General features: G+C 44.2%; 20 protein-coding genes and 2 tRNA genes. 19 read left to right on the forward strand and 3 right to left on the reverse strand.

Annotation, left to right across the window (positions count from 1 at the left end; all coding sequences use genetic code 11):
- Nucleotides 1–118: 118 nt before the first annotated feature.
- Both aroE and GH808_RS12705 read left to right on the forward strand, forming a co-directional pair.
- Entirely contained in the window at nucleotides 119–979 is an 861-nt protein-coding gene (gene aroE, locus GH808_RS12700; RefSeq protein WP_186843163.1) for a shikimate dehydrogenase, read from the forward strand.
- Between the two features lies 1 nt (nucleotide 980).
- Nucleotides 981–1,496, forward strand: coding sequence for a shikimate kinase (locus tag GH808_RS12705; protein ID WP_186843164.1), 516 nt, complete (start codon nucleotides 981–983; stop codon nucleotides 1,494–1,496).
- A gap of 24 nt (nucleotides 1,497–1,520) precedes the next feature.
- On the opposite strand, the gene GH808_RS12710 is transcribed toward GH808_RS12705, so the two are convergent.
- Nucleotides 1,521–1,769, reverse strand: coding sequence for a hypothetical protein (locus GH808_RS12710; protein WP_186843165.1), 249 nt, complete (start codon nucleotides 1,767–1,769; stop codon nucleotides 1,521–1,523).
- Nucleotides 1,770–2,171: 402 nt separating this feature from the next.
- On the opposite strand from GH808_RS12710, the gene GH808_RS12715 reads away from it, so the two are divergent.
- From GH808_RS12715 to GH808_RS12795, 17 genes are all read left to right on the forward strand, one after another.
- Nucleotides 2,172–2,258 (forward strand) — tRNA-Leu (locus GH808_RS12715).
- A 4-nt stretch (nucleotides 2,259–2,262) separates the two neighbouring features.
- A tRNA-Lys gene (locus GH808_RS12720) sits at nucleotides 2,263–2,339 on the forward strand.
- A gap of 320 nt (nucleotides 2,340–2,659) precedes the next feature.
- Nucleotides 2,660–2,890, forward strand: a complete 231-nt coding sequence (locus GH808_RS12725; RefSeq protein WP_186843166.1) for a type II toxin-antitoxin system MqsA family antitoxin — start codon at nucleotides 2,660–2,662, stop codon at nucleotides 2,888–2,890.
- A gap of 474 nt (nucleotides 2,891–3,364) precedes the next feature.
- Nucleotides 3,365–4,378, forward strand: a complete 1,014-nt coding sequence (locus tag GH808_RS12730) for a FecCD family ABC transporter permease (RefSeq protein ID WP_186843167.1) — start codon at nucleotides 3,365–3,367, stop codon at nucleotides 4,376–4,378.
- On the forward strand, nucleotides 4,375–5,151 hold the full coding sequence (locus GH808_RS12735) for an ABC transporter ATP-binding protein (protein WP_186843168.1): 777 nt from the start codon (nucleotides 4,375–4,377) through the stop codon (nucleotides 5,149–5,151). Before GH808_RS12730 ends, GH808_RS12735 begins: the two co-directional genes overlap by 4 nt.
- A gap of 94 nt (nucleotides 5,152–5,245) precedes the next feature.
- On the forward strand, nucleotides 5,246–6,337 hold the full coding sequence (locus GH808_RS12740; protein WP_186843169.1) for an ABC transporter substrate-binding protein: 1,092 nt from the start codon (nucleotides 5,246–5,248) through the stop codon (nucleotides 6,335–6,337).
- Nucleotides 6,338–6,450: 113 nt separating this feature from the next.
- A complete protein-coding gene (locus GH808_RS12745) occupies nucleotides 6,451–7,143 on the forward strand; it encodes a GTP-binding protein (RefSeq protein WP_186843170.1) in 693 nt (230 codons plus the stop codon).
- Nucleotides 7,140–8,162, forward strand: coding sequence for an ATP-binding cassette domain-containing protein (locus GH808_RS12750; protein WP_186843171.1), 1,023 nt, complete (start codon nucleotides 7,140–7,142; stop codon nucleotides 8,160–8,162). The genes GH808_RS12745 and GH808_RS12750 overlap by 4 nt, the downstream gene beginning before the upstream one ends.
- 15 nt (nucleotides 8,163–8,177) lie before the next feature.
- Nucleotides 8,178–8,954 (forward strand): DUF364 domain-containing protein, encoded by a 777-nt coding sequence (locus tag GH808_RS12755; protein WP_186843172.1) that lies wholly within the window; start codon nucleotides 8,178–8,180, stop codon nucleotides 8,952–8,954.
- On the forward strand, nucleotides 8,944–9,645 hold the full coding sequence (locus GH808_RS12760; RefSeq protein WP_186843173.1) for a class I SAM-dependent methyltransferase: 702 nt from the start codon (nucleotides 8,944–8,946) through the stop codon (nucleotides 9,643–9,645). The genes GH808_RS12755 and GH808_RS12760 overlap by 11 nt, the downstream gene beginning before the upstream one ends.
- Nucleotides 9,646–10,158, forward strand: a complete 513-nt coding sequence (locus tag GH808_RS12765) for a nucleoside-triphosphatase (protein WP_186843174.1) — start codon at nucleotides 9,646–9,648, stop codon at nucleotides 10,156–10,158.
- Between the two features lie 209 nt (nucleotides 10,159–10,367).
- The gene (hcp, locus tag GH808_RS12770; protein WP_186843175.1) at nucleotides 10,368–12,086 is read left to right on the forward strand and encodes a hydroxylamine reductase; all 1,719 of its coding nucleotides are present in this window, start codon (nucleotides 10,368–10,370) and stop codon (nucleotides 12,084–12,086) included.
- A 165-nt stretch (nucleotides 12,087–12,251) separates the two neighbouring features.
- Nucleotides 12,252–13,055 carry a zinc transporter ZupT gene (zupT, locus tag GH808_RS12775; RefSeq protein ID WP_186843176.1) on the forward strand — a complete coding sequence of 268 codons (804 nt, stop codon included), beginning with the start codon at nucleotides 12,252–12,254 and terminating at the stop codon, nucleotides 13,053–13,055.
- A gap of 156 nt (nucleotides 13,056–13,211) precedes the next feature.
- Nucleotides 13,212–13,562, forward strand: coding sequence for a DUF134 domain-containing protein (locus GH808_RS12780; RefSeq protein WP_186843177.1), 351 nt, complete (start codon nucleotides 13,212–13,214; stop codon nucleotides 13,560–13,562).
- 61 nt (nucleotides 13,563–13,623) lie between these two features.
- Nucleotides 13,624–14,496, forward strand: coding sequence for an Mrp/NBP35 family ATP-binding protein (locus GH808_RS12785; RefSeq protein WP_186843178.1), 873 nt, complete (start codon nucleotides 13,624–13,626; stop codon nucleotides 14,494–14,496).
- A gap of 49 nt (nucleotides 14,497–14,545) precedes the next feature.
- The gene (locus GH808_RS12790; protein ID WP_186843179.1) at nucleotides 14,546–15,070 is read left to right on the forward strand and encodes an FmdE family protein; all 525 of its coding nucleotides are present in this window, start codon (nucleotides 14,546–14,548) and stop codon (nucleotides 15,068–15,070) included.
- A 147-nt stretch (nucleotides 15,071–15,217) separates the two neighbouring features.
- Nucleotides 15,218–16,405, forward strand: coding sequence for an aspartate aminotransferase family protein (locus tag GH808_RS12795; RefSeq protein ID WP_186843180.1), 1,188 nt, complete (start codon nucleotides 15,218–15,220; stop codon nucleotides 16,403–16,405).
- A 113-nt stretch (nucleotides 16,406–16,518) separates the two neighbouring features.
- Here GH808_RS12795 and GH808_RS12800 read toward each other — a convergent pair whose 3' ends face one another.
- Nucleotides 16,519–16,815 (reverse strand): ArsR/SmtB family transcription factor, encoded by a 297-nt coding sequence (locus GH808_RS12800; protein ID WP_186843181.1) that lies wholly within the window; start codon nucleotides 16,813–16,815, stop codon nucleotides 16,519–16,521.
- A 162-nt stretch (nucleotides 16,816–16,977) separates the two neighbouring features.
- The gene (locus GH808_RS12805) at nucleotides 16,978–17,151 is read right to left on the reverse strand and encodes a hypothetical protein (protein ID WP_186843182.1); all 174 of its coding nucleotides are present in this window, start codon (nucleotides 17,149–17,151) and stop codon (nucleotides 16,978–16,980) included.
- Between the last annotated feature and the right edge of the window lie 394 nt (nucleotides 17,152–17,545).

Genomic DNA, 17,545 nt, shown 5'->3' on the forward strand with positions numbered 1-17,545 from the left:
TGGAAACGGATGTATAAAAATAATAATAGAGAAAAATGTTCACTCATTAGTAGATATTTACGATACCGGAAAGCTGTGATACAATGCAGAAAGAATGAATTGATTGTAGGAGATAAAAATGAATATTACGGTTAATACAAAAATGTATGCAGTCATTGGCGATCCCATTGCGCAAAGTTTGTCCCCAAAGCTGCACAATGGACTTTTTGAAGCAAACGGCATCGACGCAATCTATTTTCCAGTCGAGGTAAAATCGGAGAACCTGGAGAAGCTGGTCCAGGGGTTCCGACTGATGAATTTCGGCGGATTCAATATCACCAAGCCGCATAAACTAGATATTATGAAATATCTGGATGAACTCGATCCTTTAGCTCAAAAAATTGGAGCGGTCAATACGGTCGTTTACCGTGATAAAAAAATGATCGGGTATAACACCGATGGGTTTGGATTCATCAAATCGATTGAAAAAAAGTTGGGTAAAAAAGTGAAAGAAGAACTGACAATCCTCATTTTAGGCTGCGGCGGAGCGGTTAAATCAGTCGCAATGGCGCTGGCCGATTGGGGCATAAAAAAAGTGATCATTGCCAATCGAACGCTGAGTAAAGCCGACGAATTAATCGAACAAATCAATGAAAACTGGCCGGGAAAAGCACAGGCTATTTCCATGGAAGAATCGGAATTAAAAAAAGTTTTGCCGAATGCGGACCTGATTGTCAATGGAACCAGCCTTGGCATGAACGATGCACCGGAGAGAACACCGATCGCAAAGGAATTATTGAAAAAAGATGTTTTTGTTTATGATATGATTTACAGTCCGCCCATGACCCAACTGCTCAAGGATGCAAAGGCTGTCGGTGCACAGACCGAAAACGGGCTGGAAATGCTTCTGTATCAGGGGTTGCTGGCGTTTGAACTGTGGACCGGCATCTTTCCTGATCCGGAAATTGGAAAAAAGCTGTTAGAAGAAGGATTGAAATGATATGGAAAAAGTGAAACCGCGGATTGCTCTCATTGGCTTTATGGGCACCGGAAAAACAACTATTGGTCCGCTGCTGGCTGAAAAACTGAACTACACGTTTATCGACACCGATGAGATGGTCGAAATAGCCATGGGCATGAAAATTTCAGATATTTTTTCCGATTTTGGTGAGCAGGTCTTTCGGGATGCGGAATATGAAGCGCTACAGGAGGCGCTGGGCAGAGAACGGGTGGTTGTTTCTACCGGCGGCGGAATTGTTTTGTTTGAAAGAAATCGGGAACTTTTGAGAGAAAAGGCTTTCGTTGTCACCCTTGCTGCCAAACCGGAGACGGTTTTTAAACGCGTTCAGGGTGATACGAGCAGACCGCTGCTGAAAAGTGAAGAACCGCTAACGCGAATCAGACAGATGATGGCAGAGCGTCAGAAATTTTACAATGATTGTAATTTGAATATTTCCACTGATGATTGCATGGCGTTGGAATGCTGCGAAAAAATAGTCAAGGCATACCAGAAATAACAATACAAATAGCCCGTTAAAGGGCTATTTCATGGCTTTAAGATCACAAATATAACAATCGGTCAGTCTCTGAACAGCACTGGGATTTTTAACAGGCCAGGAAGTCTCCAGTGCCTCGCAGTGACCCATCGCAGATTCTTCATCATAGACAAAATCAATACAACCGTTGCATTTCTTGTCCTGGGTTTTTTTGACTAGTTCAAGAACTGACTCATTGACTGATTCACGGAATTCCTTATAAGCGATGGTCTTATTCGTTTCGAAAATGCTCATCACATTCACCTTACTTTCTAAAATTCATTCGAATAAAATGGATAAATAATCAACATTTTAATTAAACGGTATTCAATAATAGTACCCCATTTTTTCGGAAAAACAAGATAAAATTTTGTCTTCTTTTCAATTTTACAAAATAATTACTATAGAAAATATGTGCGATAAAATAATAAAAATTAAAATAAGTATTGATATTTAAAATAGATTGTGTTATTATTTTTAACAGTGTCCGGTGAGACACTGTTCTTTTCAAATCAAGTTTTTATTTCTTTTTATTTCGCCGAAGTGATGGAATTGGCATAAGTAGAGAACCGAAATCTTTGATTTCGTGTGAATCACTTAGTTATCTCTATCGTATTAGGAGTAAGCAGCTTCAAAATTTAATCAAGTTTTTATTTCGCCGAAGTGATGGAATTGGCAGACGTGACGGACTCAAAATCCGTTGTGAGCGATCACGTGCGGGTTCGAGTCCCGCCTTCGGCACCATTAAGCTCCCTTAGCTCAGTTGGCTAGAGCACCTGACTCTTAATCAGGGTGCCCAGGGTTCGAGTCCCTGAGGGAGCACCATAAAGAATGCATAGCAGAGCCGTTTATCGGGTCTGCTTTTTATTACCCAAAAATCATCCTATCGTAACGAGCGTCCCAATGTACCACTTGTTCCGCTGTTTGATTGCCAACCAAAACCAATTCATGCATCGCCGTCCCACCCGATATTTTCGATATGACTCTGGTAAGAGGCATTAGGAGTGGTTACTGCATAAACAGCAGGTGGTATTAGGCCAACAACCAGTAATAGAGTCAACATCTTTGGATGGTATCCGAATCCATTGAAAAGCAATTGGTTTTCAATGGGAAACGGATATGAAAACAAGAAAGGAGTGTTTGAAATGAAATGTTTAAGCTGTAAAAATGGGGATATGGAAGCCTCTGTCACTACCTACTTTGCAGACCTGAAAAGCTGCATCATTATCATTAAAAATGTACCTTGCTACAAATGTGAGCAATGCGGAGAAGTTCTATACGCTGCTTCTGTTGCTGAAAAATTGGACGCGTTGATGGATAAAGCTGAAGCGCTGGCAAGTGAGCTGATAATCATGGAGTATGACAAAATTGCATAATTAAAAATCAGAAAAACATCTGTTGAAAACGCAAAGATCCAAAGGATTCAGAACAGTAAAAGTGTTGTTTTTGTGGTTGTTATGAAAAGCTTTTTAATGTAAGGTCGTTTTACGTTGACTCTTAATCAGGGTGCCCAGGGTTCGAGTCACTGAGGGAGCACCATAAAGAAATTTCAAAATAGATCCGTTTATTGGGTCTATTTTTTTTTGTTTTTTGTTCAAATTGGATTGCCAGAGCGTATTGGTGAAGCGAAAAAGTCCCTAAAGCGAACCGTTTGAAAAAGTTGATTTGACAGGAAAGGAAACATTGATTATAATTAACGAAAATATACAAAACATAACTAAAAAAGACAAACAGAAATTAGAATGAACGATGTGGTTAATCGGTTATGCATATCTGTGCATAATTCTGTTTGCAATAGAGATTGGTAAGTTAACAACCAGCAAAAATACATTGAGAGAAAGAGCGTATTAATGAAGCAGTCTAAAAAAAACAACATGATCGTGCTTGTCCTTGCAGTAATTCTGGTCATTTCAATTATCATTTCCTTCTGGATTGGTCGTTATCCCATTTATACGAAAGAACTGCTTGGTATTGTGTTTTCTAAGATCATTCCCATTGATCCATTCTGGACGGACAAGATGGAAACCGTTTTATTTAATATTCGTTTGCCACGGATCGCTTTGGCCTGCATGGTAGGCTGTTGTCTGGCGGCGGCAGGAGCCGCCTATCAGGGCGTTTTTCAGAATCCGATGGCGGCACCGGATATTCTGGGAGCCTCTGCAGGGGCGGCGTTTGGCGCGGCCCTGGCCATTTTTAATTATGGAAGCGGCTTTATCATAACCGTCAGCGCCTTCTGCTTCAGTCTCATAACCGTTGCCCTGGTGTTTTTACTCAGTAAAAGGGTGAAGGGCAGTGGCGTTCTGGGTTTGATTTTATCGGGGATCATGATTCACTCGCTTTTTCAGGCAGGTACATCATTTATCAAACTCGTAGCCGATCCGAGCGATCAGCTGCCGGCAATAACTTACTGGCTGATGGGTAGTTTAAGCGGAGCAAAGAACAGTGATATCGCATTTGTGATCATCCCGATGGCAATCGGGCTGATCCCGCTGTTTTTTTTAAGGTGGCGGATGAATGTCCTGACCATGGGAGACGCTGAAGCACGGACCATGGGCGTAAATTCCAATCAGGTTCGGATCATTGCAATAGTCTGTGCGACGCTCCTGACCGCCGCCAGTGTATCGGTAAGTGGTGTGATCGGCTGGGTAGGACTGGTCATTCCGCATCTGGCCAGAAAACTGGTCGGCAACAATTACAATCATCTGATGCCAACGAGTATGCTGCTGGGCGCGGTTTTCCTGCTGATGGTGGATAATGTTTCAAAGAATCTCTTTTCCACAGAAATCCCACTGGGGATTTTAACCGCCTTTGTCGGCGCACCATTCTTTATCTATTTAATTACCAGAAAGGGTGATATCTATTGAGCATTGAAGTAGTAAATCTTAGTTTTGGCTATGGCGATCGGCTGGTTTTGGATGGCCTCAATTTTAAAACCCGGGAAAATCAACTGGTCTCCATTCTGGGACCCAATGGCGTCGGGAAAAGCACACTGTTCAATTGTATTCTGGGTTTGCTCAAAGGTTATACCGGCCAGGTGTTGCTTGATGGCAGGGATATTAAGCATCTGAGCATCAGGGAAATGGCACAATTAGTGGCTTTTATTCCCCAATCACATCATCCTTCCTTCAATTTCAGCGTGTCTGATATTGTTCTGATGGGAACCACCGTCCAGATTTCAACTTTTTCCAGACCCGGCAAGAGGCAGATCATGCTTGTCGCGGAAGCGTTGGAAAGAATCGGAATTTCACATCTGCGAGACCGGGGCTATAACCAGATCAGCGGCGGTGAACGCCAGCTGGTACTGTTGGCACGCGCGCTGGTTCAGGAGACGAAGATACTGCTTCTGGATGAACCCACGGCGAATCTCGATTATGGCAATCAGATTCGCGTGTTGACGCAGATAAAAACGTTGGCCAAAGAGGGATACACCATCATTCAATCAACCCATAACCCCGATCAGACCTTTCTCTTTTCCGATACCGTGATGGCCATGAAAGATGGAAAGATTGTGGCCTGTGGTGTGCCCGGAGATATTTTTACAGAAGAACTGATTCGCAATCTTTATGCTGCAGAGGTGAAGATTCAGAGTTTATATGAAGACCGAGTCCGCGTCTGTATTCCGAAGCGTGCGATTTAAACCGGCGCAAATTTAATGCCTGCCGATTTCATCGGAACCGTGATTGGATACCCACAAAGGGTTCTAAATATATTATGAGAAAGAGGAGAAAAACATGAAAAAGAGAATGATTTCAATGCTACTGGCGGTTTGTCTGATTTTGTCGATGACAGTGATGGCAACGGCCTGCAGCAACAGCAAAGCAAGCAATTCAAGTGCCAGCACAACCAAGAGCTTTACGGATTCAGCGGGACGAACCGTGGAACTGCCTTCTGACATCGCCCGAATTGTACCGTCCGGTTCACTGGCTCAGATGGCGCTGTTTGCTTTGGCACCGGACAAGTTTGTCGGTATTACCAGCGATTGGACGGATCTGAACAAGCAGTATATCAATACCCAGTACCTGGATCTGCCGGTTCTGGGACAGTTCTACGGACAGAACAATCTGAATCTTGAACAAATTGCCAAGGTTGATCCGCAAGTCATCATTGATATTGGTGATGCCAAGAAAACAATCGTCGCAGATATGGATGCGATTCAGACTCAGGTTGGCATCCCGGCGATTCATATCGATGGCACTTTAAGCACCATGCCGCAGGCATACCGAACGCTCGGTGATCTTTTGGGCATGACAAAAGAGGGCGAAGCCTTGGCCAAGTACTGTGAAGGGGTCAACAGCGATACCCAGGCAGTGATGGACAAAGTTGGCGAAACCGGAAAACTCAAGGTGGTTTACTGTATGGGTGACAATGGCCTCAATGTCATTGCCAAAGGTTCAATTCATGCCGAGGTTGTCGACAAGGTCAGCGATAATGTGGCCGTATTGGATTCAGTCTCCAGCAAGGGCACCGGCGATACCGTGAGCATGGAACAGTTGATGCTATGGGATCCCGATGTCATCATTTTTGCACCAGGCAGTGTTTACAGCACAGTCGCCAGTGATCCGGCCTGGCAGCAGCTGACCGCCATAAAAAATGGCAAATATTACGAAGTGCCAAATGGCCCCTACAACTGGATGGGATTTCCGCCATCGGTCAATCGCTACATGGGTGAGATTTGGATGACCCAGCTGTTATATCCGGATCAGGCCAAATACAAAGTTTATGATAAAGCCAAAGAATACTATAAACTGTTTTATCATTGCGATCTGACACAGGATCAGTACAATGCGCTGGTGGCAAATTCACTTGCAAAAACGGCAAAATAGAATAATCTTAATAAGACGGCAAAGTAGCCAAATCTGACTGCTTTGCCGTTTCAAGATATCAGGTTCATAGCGCCAAACAGAACAAAAAATAGAAATGAAAAGAAGGTAAAGTAATGAAATTAATAACGGTTGCCGGACCACCCTCGTCCGGAAAGACGTCGGTTGTTTTAAAACTCATCGAGTGCATGAACATGCCAGAGGGCAGCATTGGCGTCGTGAAATTTGACTGTTTGACTTCGTTTGACAATATCAGTTATGAAGCAGCCGGTGTCCCGGTTCAGATGGGGTTCTCCGGAAAAATTTGTCCCGACCACTATTTTGTCAGCAATGTTGAGGATGCGGTTCAATGGGGAATGCGGTCCGGCTTTGAGATGCTCATCACAGAAAGTGCAGGCCTCTGTAACCGCTGCTCTCCCTACATTAAAGGAATTTTATCGATCTGTGTCATCGACAATTTATCCGGCGTCAACACGCCGCGGAAAATTGGGCCGATGCTGAAATATGCGGATATTGTCGTCGTGACGAAAGGGGATATCGTTTCCCAGGCGGAAAGGGAAGTGTTTGCGTTTAATATCAAACAGGTGAATACCGCAGCCAAAATCCTCTTTGTCAACGGCATCACCGGCCAGGGCACATTTATGCTGGCAAAATATCTGCAGCAGGCTCTGGAGGTCCGAACGCTCAGAGATATGAAACTGCGTTTTACAACGCCTTCCTCGGTTTGCTCCTACTGTACGGGTGAAACGACAATCGGCGAAGCTTACCAGATGGGAATGATGAAGAAGATGGAGTTTAAGGAAATATGACAACACCAGATTTTATGAAAACAATAAATAGCCAGACGATGGCGGCGGTAATTCAACAATACCCGATTGCCATGGATTTCCTGGCCAATTACCGATTGAATGATATTTTAAAAGATCGGCCGCTGCCAAAGGCACTTGATCAAGTCGAAGATGAAATTCTTGAAGAATTCGGTTTGGAAAGAGATGATATCGTGCAGAATTTCTGCATGTTCCTCGAAACTTTCTCACAGACCGAAACCTCCTTGGATTCAGTCTGGTCCATTACCATCAATGGCGGGGTCAATAAATTAAAGGAGCCGGAGAATATCAGCCTGACCATTTCGGCCGGAGAGATTATCAGTATTGTCGGACCCACGGGTTCAGGCAAGAGTCGGTTGTTAAACGACATCGAATGTCTGGCGCAGGGGGATACCCCCACCCAAAGGCAGATCATGGTCAACGGCGCTGAAATTGATGACCTGCAACGCTTCGAGATGGATGGCAAGCTGGTTGCGCAACTTTCCCAGAACATGAATTTTGTCATGGATCTGACAGCCCGGGAATTCCTTGAAATGCACGCCAAATCAAGATTGACAGCGAATGTCGATGAAGTGGTGGAAAAGTGCTTTCAATGTGCCAATGAGTTGGCCGGAGAAAAATTCTCCGAAGATACAAAGGTGACTCAGCTCAGCGGCGGACAGTCCCGAGCCCTGATGATTGCAGACACTGCTTACATGAGTGAATCGCCCATCGTGCTGATTGATGAAATTGAAAATGCCGGGATTGATCGGCGACAGGCGGTCCTGTTGTTAGCTAAAAAAGAAAAAATCATCCTGGTTTCCACCCACGATCCCCTGCTGGCGCTGAGCGCCGATAAACGGATCGTCATTAAAAACGGCGGCATTTATAAAATCATCGTAACCTCTGAGGCTGAAAAACGAAATCTTGCGGCCATCGAAAAATTTGACAGCACCTTGCTGATGCTGCGCAACTCGCTGCGTACTGGGGAGCTGATTACAGAAGAATTGCTTGAATTATGAAAGGAGGTAGTTTTTATGTGGGAAATATATAATGCTTTAATTGAGGGAATTCCTGAAGATTTGGTGGTCGATGAGCTGATTTGCGGTAAGAAGCGTTTTTATGTCCGTAGTGGCAACGGGGTTGGCATTGCATCTTCCCGACCTTATGAAACCAGAATGCCGATGATTACAAAAAATAAGATTGGCATGCCATTACGTGAAGTTGCGGTCTGTGTGAAATCATGGAATTATGTTGAGGCGGCTGTCGGCGTAGCCGCAATCAATGCCTATTACAACAATCCACAGGTGGCGCGAGCGAACGGGGTGGTGTTTTCTGACGCGGCGCGCGTCGAGGATCGGCGGTTTGATCCCTTTATTATGTCGCAGAATGAAATAAAGGATAAAAAAGTGGCGGTTGTCGGGCATTTCCCCTACATCGAAAAACTGATGGCACCAAAATGCGATTTTTCGATCATTGAATGGGTGCCGGAGGAGGGCGATTATCCCATGCCGGCCTGTGAATATATTTTGCCGGAGTGTGATTATGTCTATCTGACCTGTGCATCCATTGTGGACAAAATGCTCCCGAGACTGCTGGCGCTTTGCCAAAAAGCCAAACTGGTTACCCTGGTTGGTCCCGGAACGACGCTGGCACCGGTGCTTTTTGATTACGGAATCGGTGATCTGTCCGGCTTTGTCGTTAAAGACAATCTGCGTGCCGCAGGAATCGCAGCCGGTGCTGAAAATGTGACGTTGCATGTTGCCGGACAAAAGGTTTCATTAAAAAAGGCGGAGGGGAACAATGAATTTTAACTGGAATGCCAATACCATCAAATGGTACCGGGAAGCCAATGCCTATTCCGGCTTTTTCCGGAATGTCGCAGCTTTGATTGCACCGAAACTGGAGGGGTATGCCACCTTCTGCGATATCGGCTGTGGCCTGGGCCTGGTTGATCTGGAACTGAGCAAAAGCATCCGCCAGATCACCTGTATCGATATCAACACTGAAGCGATCGGGACACTGGAAAAGAGCATCGCAGCGCAAAATATTCACAATATCGAGACGCGCCTGATGGACTGCAGTACGCTGGATGAAAACTGGGATATCATTTATATGAGCTTTTTTGGCAGCCACGAGCTGGAAAAATATCTGCCGTGCTGCCAAAAAATGATTGCGGTAGTGGGTAAAAAAATCAAGGAAAACACGGCGATGGATCAATACAAATCATTCCAGAAAAACAGCTATGACAAAGTGGCAGAAGATTTAAACCGAAAGGGTATCCCCTATTCGCTGACTGAAGTTTCGCTGGAATTCGGGCAACCGCTGGTTTCGGTCGAAGATGCGAAAAACTACATCCAATCGAATTATGCGGGGATCAGCGATGTGGATGTGAATGATTTTCTTGCCCAAAAGCTCATTGAAACAAATGAAAAGGACTATCCGTTCTATATTCCAAAGAAAAAAGAAATCGGAATATTTGAAATCAAGGGAGAGTACAGATAGATGAAACTATTTCTTACCGGCGAAATACAGGTTGGAAAAAGCACCGTGATTGAGAAGACCTTGGCATTACTCAATATAACGTATGGCGGCTTTAAAACCTACTTCGGCCCCGACCGGGGATCCGGGGACCGATTGCTGTATCTGAATGCGGCCGATGAACCGAATCTGTTCACGGAAGAAAAAGGCATTGTCCGCTTCAGAAAGGGATGCCCAACCTGGATTGATACCGATAAATTTGATGCTTACGGCGTTGAACTGATTCGCGCGGCGAGAGCCAACTCAGACTTGCTGTTAATGGATGAATGCGGGAATTTCGAACGCGATGCCCGTAAATTTCAGCAGGAAATTATTGCAAGCCTGGATGACGATCAACCGGTTCTGGGCGTTATCAAGCTGGCCAGCAGCGGCTTTACAGACGAGCTGAGAAACCATCCCAACGTGAAACTGATCACGGTTACCAGAGAAAACCGTGACGAACTGCCGGAAATGATAACCCGTTTGTTCGGATTCTGATTCGTACGGTTAAGGTCTTTGAGAATAGCAAATCCTGGTTTGAATGGTTAAGACGATTAAATTTTATCGAAAAAAGCATTGCCGTTGCAATTGCAACGGTAATAACAACAACAACTTGGTATGATAACAGCATGGAAAAGCGATAAAACAATTAATTTTCAGCATTCAATTTTTCAAAAATAAAAAATGAATCTTAGGAGGACTATTCGATGAGTATGTTTTGTTATCAATGTCAGGAAGCGAATAAAGGTAAGGGCTGTAGTGTCAAAGGGGTCTGTGGAAAAAGCGAAGAGGTGGCAAAACTTCAGGATCTGCTGATTTATACCCTCAAGGGCATTTCTGAAATTGTCGTGAAGGGCGATCTGGACGCAAAGGAACTGGGAGAAGTCAACCATGAAGTGTTGCGAAGTCTGTTTATGACCATCACCAACGCCAATTTCGATGACGATGCTTTTGTGCAGGAAATCAGAAAAATGCTGACACTGCGAAACAATTTGCGGGATATGGTCGACGCGGCCAATAAAAAGGACTCGCCAAACTTTTTCCAGAAACTGCTTGGCCTGAAAAAAGAACAGACCGGCAAGAAAGTGTCTGTTTCTGATTTGCATGATGCCGCCAGATTTCAGGTGTCTTCAAAAGCTGAAATGCTGAAGAAAGCAGCGTCAACCGGCGTCGGCGTATTGGCGACAGCGAATGAAGATGTGCGTTCGCTGCGAGAACTGATCACTTATGGCGTCAAGGGACTGGCAGCCTATGCCGAACATGCACTCAATCTCGGCAAAGAAGACGTCACCCTCTATGCATTTATTTATGAAGCCTTAGCAGCGACCCTGGATGATCAGCTTTCGGCCGATGAGCTGGTGGCCTTGACCTTGAAAACGGGACAATCCGGTGTGACCGTGATGGCCCTGCTGGATGAAGCCAACACCTCGAAATACGGCAATCCGGAAATAACCGAAGTCAATATCGGCGTCAGAAACAATCCGGCCATTCTGATCTCCGGCCACGATCTGGCCGATCTGGAACAGCTGCTCGAACAGACCAAAGGCACCGGTGTGGATGTCTATACCCACAGCGAAATGCTGCCGGCGCACTACTATCCGGCCTTCAAGAAATATGACAATTTTGTTGGAAATTACGGAAATGCCTGGTGGAAACAGCTTGAAGAGTTCGAATCCTTTAATGGACCGATTCTTTTCACCACCAACTGTATTGTTCCGCCAAGAAGTGAAGAGGTGAAAGCCAGAATCTTCACGACTGGTTCTTCCGGATATCCCGGATGCAAGCATATTAAAGCGGATATCAACGGCAAAAAAGACTTTTCGAAGATCATTGAGCTGGCGAAACGTTTGAAGGCACCGACCGGAATCGAAACCGGCAAGATCGTAGGAGGCTTTGCCCACGAACAGGTTTTTGCCCTGGCTGACAAGGTGGTGGATGCCGTTAAATCCGGAGCGATCAAGAAGTTCTTCGTCATGGCTGGCTGCGACGGCAGAATGAAATCACGAGGTTACTATTCGGAATTTGCAGAAAAGCTTCCGAAAGATACGGTTATTCTGACCGCTGGCTGCGCCAAATATAAGTACAATAAGCTTGATCTGGGAGATATCGGAGGTATTCCACGACTGCTTGATGCAGGCCAGTGCAACGATTCCTATTCATTGGCTCTGATCGCGCTGAAATTAAAAGAAGTATTTGGCCTGGAAGATATCAACGACCTTCCGATTGCCTACAATATCTCGTGGTATGAACAAAAAGCTGTCATTGTCCTGCTGGCGCTGCTGCATCTCGGCGTCAAGAACATTCATTTGGGACCAACCCTGCCGGCATTCTTGTCACCGAATGTTGCCAAAATTCTCATTGAGACATTTGGAATCGCCGGAATCGGCACAGCCGATGATGACATTGCACTATTCATGGGTGCTTAATTAAAAAAATCACCACATACTTTGAACCTCCATCAAAACGATCCGATTATCGGATCGTTTTGTGCGTTAAAAGTAAGATTTGTCTTACATCATACTTGCCAATTATCAAAAGATGTGTCAAAATTAAAAAGCTGATGATACTTAAGCTAGGAGGTGAATGATAATTTGGCAAACATTTGGATTGCGGTAGGTCTGACAATTTTTGCCGGTCTATCAACCGGAATCGGTGGATTGATTGTCTTGTTCTTTAAAAAGACAAATACAAAACTTTTATCCATCGCATTGGGATTCTCTGCCGGCGTGATGATATACATTTCATTTGTTGAGCTGTTCTTTCAATCAAGAAAACTATTGATTGCGAGTATGGGTGAGAACACGGGACTGTGGATAAGTACGGTCGCTTTTTTTGGCGGAATTTTGTTGATTGCGATCATTGACAAACTGGTTCCGTCCTATGAAAATCCTCATGAATCCCACCGAATCGAAGAAGCTGGCGCATGTTGTGTCAGTAAAGAGCAAAAGCTGCTCAGAACCGGATTTATGACGGCGCTGGTCATTGCGATACATAATTTTCCGGAAGGGATGGCCACGTTTGTCTCTTCGATTCAGGAACCCTCTTTGGGGCTGGCCATCGCCATTGCGATTGCCATTCATAATATTCCGGAAGGAATATCGGTGGCGATTCCGGTTTACTGTGCAACTGGCAGCCGCAAAAAAGCCCTGGGATGGTCGTTGCTGTCCGGTCTTGCTGAACCAGTGGGGGCAGTCATTGCCTATATCATTTTTATGCCGATCCTGAATGATACGATGTTTGGGATATTGTATGCGGTAATCGCCGGTATTATGGTCTTTATCTCTCTCGACGAGCTTCTTCCCACGGCCAGGGAATACGGGGAACACCACCTGGCGATCTATGGCCTTGTCGCCGGCATGATTGTGATGGCAGTTAGCTTAATTGTGCTGATTTAATATCAAGAAGATTATTGACATATGTTCGGAAAGCGGTATAATATTGATCAGGGAACAGTTGTCAATGTTGAAAAACGATCGCTTGTTCGATGAAGAGATGGAAATTGATGGATCAATCGACATTAAAAAAGATTGAAAACGATTCGGGGGGAACATATGCCAAGACCAATAAAATGGAGAAAAGTCTGCTGTCTGCCGGAAAGCAATTTGTTTGGTCCGCTTAATGCACCTGATTTTGGGGATAACATTATTCTGATGACAGTGGATGAATATGAAACGATACGGCTCATCGATCATGAAGGAATGCTTCAGGAGGAATGTGCTGAAAATATGAATGTGGCCCGGACAACGGTTCAGCGAATCTATAACGATGCGCGAAAAAAAATAGCAGATGCGCTTGTGAATGGGAATGTCCTTAAAATTGAAGGCGGAAATTATAAACTTTGCGAGGATGATCAGCAGGGATGCGGATGCTGCAGATGCCCGAAGCATCAAATTAAAAGATGATTCAATATAAATTGGGAAAATATTTTTGACAGAAAGTCAAACAAAAGAGGAGAAAATTTGTATGAGTGAAAGTTGTAGTCAATCATGTAGCAGTTGTGGAGAAGAGTGTGGCGATCGAAAAGTAGATTTTTCTGAAAAGTCACATGAATTAAGCAACATAAAGAAAGTAATTGGGGTTGTCAGCGGTAAAGGCGGCGTGGGGAAATCCCTCGTGACATCATTGATGGCAGTTAATATGAACCGGAAAGCTTACAAGACAGCGATTCTGGATGCGGATATTACCGGACCTTCCATCCCCAAAGCGTTTGGGATCAAGACCAAGGCAACATCAGATGAACAGGGCTTTCGGCCGATTGCAAGTAAAACGGGAATTGATGTTATGTCAATCAATCTGTTGCTGGAAAACGATACCGATCCGGTTATCTGGCGGGGGCCTGTTATTGCCGGCGCGGTTAAACAGTTCTGGACGGATGTCATCTGGGGCGATGTGGATTACATGTTTGTCGATATGCCTCCCGGTACCGGCGATGTGCCTTTAACAGTGTTTCAATCTTTGCCGGTGGACGGTATTATTATCGTTACCTCGCCACAGGAGCTGGTCTCGATGATCGTTTCAAAAGCTGTTAAAATGGCTGAAATGATGAACATCCCCGTTATTGGACTGGTTGAAAACATGTCTTATTTCCAATGTCCGGATTGTGACAAAAAACATGAGATATTTGGGAAAAGCCATATTGAAGAGGTGGCCCAAAAACATGGCATCGATCTGGTTGCCAAAATGCCGATCAACTCTTCACTTGCAGGTGCCTGCGACAAAGGGATGATTGAATTGTTTGAAGGTGATTGGCTTGATCAAATGGGAGAAGCTCTGGAAAAACTGGAAACAGTAAAAAAAGAAAGTGAAAGCTGCGGCTGCGATTGCGGCTGTAATTAATAAAAGGGTGTTTCGCAGAGATGCGGATACCTTTTAAGGAGAAAAAATAATGGATAAAAACTTATGGGAAAAATCTGTCGCGTTTCATGGACATCACTGTCCTGGTTTGGCCATTGGCGTGCGGGCCTCAGTCGAAGCGCTTAAAGCACTGGCAATTGATTTCTCCCGGGATGAAGAAGTCGTCTGCGTGGTCGAAAATGATGCCTGTGGGGTAGACGGTGTTCAGGTGATTACCGGATGCAGCGTCGGCAAAGGAAATCTTATTTTTCGAAACCGCGGGAAACAGGCGTTTTCATTTTTTAACCGAAAAACCGGCAAGAGCATCCGGCTGGTACTTAAAGACTTGCCTGACATGGAACGGGATGAAAAGGAAGCTTATCTTCTTAATGAACCGGATGCGCATAAAATATTTGATTTCAAGACCCCGAGTTATCAACTTCCGGAAACAGCCCGTATTTTTCAGAGTGTGATCTGTGAAGTATGCGGAGAAAAAACAGCCGAACCAATGATTCGTCTGGAAAATGGAAAAAAATGCTGTCTGGATTGTGCAACTCCCTACACCCGGGGTTTTTAAGCAGATCATCACAAGCACGACTATTCTTCAATGTGAATGGTGGTGCTTTTTTTACGCGTCTTTTGAAAAATAAAAATGAGATTATTTGTTGCAATTAATAAAACTTGGTGGTATACTTGCATATAAATACAAAAGGAGTGAATAAATATGAACAATACGATAAAAACGGCGGAGGCCTGTTTTCTGAACACATACAACCGTTATCCCCTGGTTATAGATCAAGGGAAAGGTGTTTACCTCTATGATGACGCAGAAAAAAAATATCTTGATTTTGCAGCTGGCATCGGAGTGTTTGCATTGGGATATGATAATGCAGCGTATAATAATGCATTGAAACAACAGGTGGATAAAATAATCCATACATCCAATTTATTCTACAACAAGCCATCGGCAGATGCGGCAGAGAAGTTTGCAAAAGTTTCGGGAATGGAGAAAGTGTTTTTCACCAACTCGGGAACAGAAGCGATTGAAGGCGCGATCAAGCTTGCCCGCAAGTATTATTTCAAGAAAAACGGCACAGCAGAAGGTGAGATCATTGCCATGAAGCATTCCTTCCATGGACGCAGCATGGGGGCTTTGGCGGTCACCGGGCAGCCCAAATATCAGGAGGCCTTTGGTCCGATGATTCCGAACATTAAATTTGCCGAGTTTAATAATCTGGAAAGCGTGAAAGCGGAAATAAACGAAAAAACCTGCGCCATTCTGCTTGAGACCGTTCAGGGTGAAGGCGGCTTATATCCTGCGACCGAAGCATTTCTGACCGGGGTTGAAGCGCTCTGCAAAGAAAATGGCTTGCTGCTGATGCTTGATGAAATTCAATGCGGAATGGGACGTGTTGGCGAGATGTTTGCTTACCAGGCTTATGGTGTTATGCCGGATGTTATCGCTTCGGCAAAAGCCCTTGGCTGCGGGATTCCAGTGGGGGCATTTGCCGCTCGCGGCGAAGCGGCAGACGTACTGGAACCGGGAGATCACGGGACGACATATGGATTTAATCCGCTGGCAGGTGCCGCTGTCAATGCCGTACTGGATATTTATGAGCAGAAGAAGCTGGTGGAACATGTCAAAGAAGTCAGTCAATATCTGGAAGAAAAATTAGACAGCCTGGTGACAAAATATACCTGGATCAGCGAGCGCCGCGGAAAAGGACTGATGCAGGGACTGGAATTGGATCATCCCGCAAACAAATATATCATAAAAGCTCAGGAGTTGGGATTGATCATCGTGACAGCCGGTGCCAACGTGATACGCTTCCTGCCGCCGTTGGTCATTGAGAAAGAGCATGTCGATGAAATGATTGGCATTCTGGAATGCTGCTTGACTGAAGTTGAGTGAAAATCGTTGATTGAGGAATAGTGAAAGCAAATCGGCCATGAGCCAAACGAACTTATTTATTCGCTTGGTTCATGGCCGAAAATGATATAAAAGACTTGCATAGAACAAAGAAATCAAAAATTCAGAGAATCAAAGAATTCTGTGACGGTATCATCCATAGCAGCGAGGAGGGCTTCAATTCCCGCTAATTTTACCGAGTAATGCATTTCCACGCCAACTTTTCTGTTTTCCAGTATTCCAGCCTCCTTAAGAATTTTTAGATGCTGAGAAGTGTTTGCCTGGCTGAATTCGAAATGTCGGTTGATTTCGCAGACACAACGCGGTTCGCCAAGCAGGAATTTTACGATCTGCAGGCGGATGGGATGGCCGAGAGCCTTGAAAATTTTAACTGAAACGTCTTCTGGATTCATTTTGACCTCTTTTAATTATTTTGCGCAGCTACAGAAAACCAAAGGAATGATTATTCATTCAACTGGAGCCTGTTATAAACTGCAGAGAAACTGCGTTGCGCAATGCTTGCAGTTTATAAACATATTATAATCAATTTGTTGGGAAAAGGCAATCTGGTTTAATTACGAGAATTTAATTCCCTTCATCTGATTTTCAAAATTAAAATCACAAGAAGCAGAAACCATTTCTGCCCAAGTAGAAAATTTTGAGTTTTTATCGACCAGTAAATCAAGGTCAACCTCAGGAATAGACTGGTAATCAAGCTGCGTTTTTGCCGTAAAACCGCCTGAATTCAAGAATGCTTCAAGATCGGGGAATCCCGTGTAGTTTTTAATGAAAGCGCGTGAGAGGTAGGTTTTAATAATGGCAACGTCTTCATTGATAGGTTCATCAGATGCGTCAACCGATGATTTTTTAACATTTCCGAATTTTTCTCTTTAAGTGACATAATAAGAACCTCCTAAAATTTTGTGTTTCTATATTTATAATAAGCTATCCTTTGCTTTGTTTTAACAAAGCAAATTGAATCAATACATCACGGGAAACCTTGATAACATTATAATCAATTCCTTATAGAAAAGCAATTATTCTTTGATATTTGGCAAAGTTTCTATAAAATGATCTGGTCTCTTTTTACGTAATTATAGACTTTGTTTTATGATTAAAAAAAGCTTGACAATAACAGAGAGT

It is taken from the genome of Acetobacterium fimetarium (assembly GCF_014284475.1).
GTDB classification, from domain to species: domain Bacteria; phylum Bacillota; class Clostridia; order Eubacteriales; family Eubacteriaceae; genus Acetobacterium; species Acetobacterium fimetarium.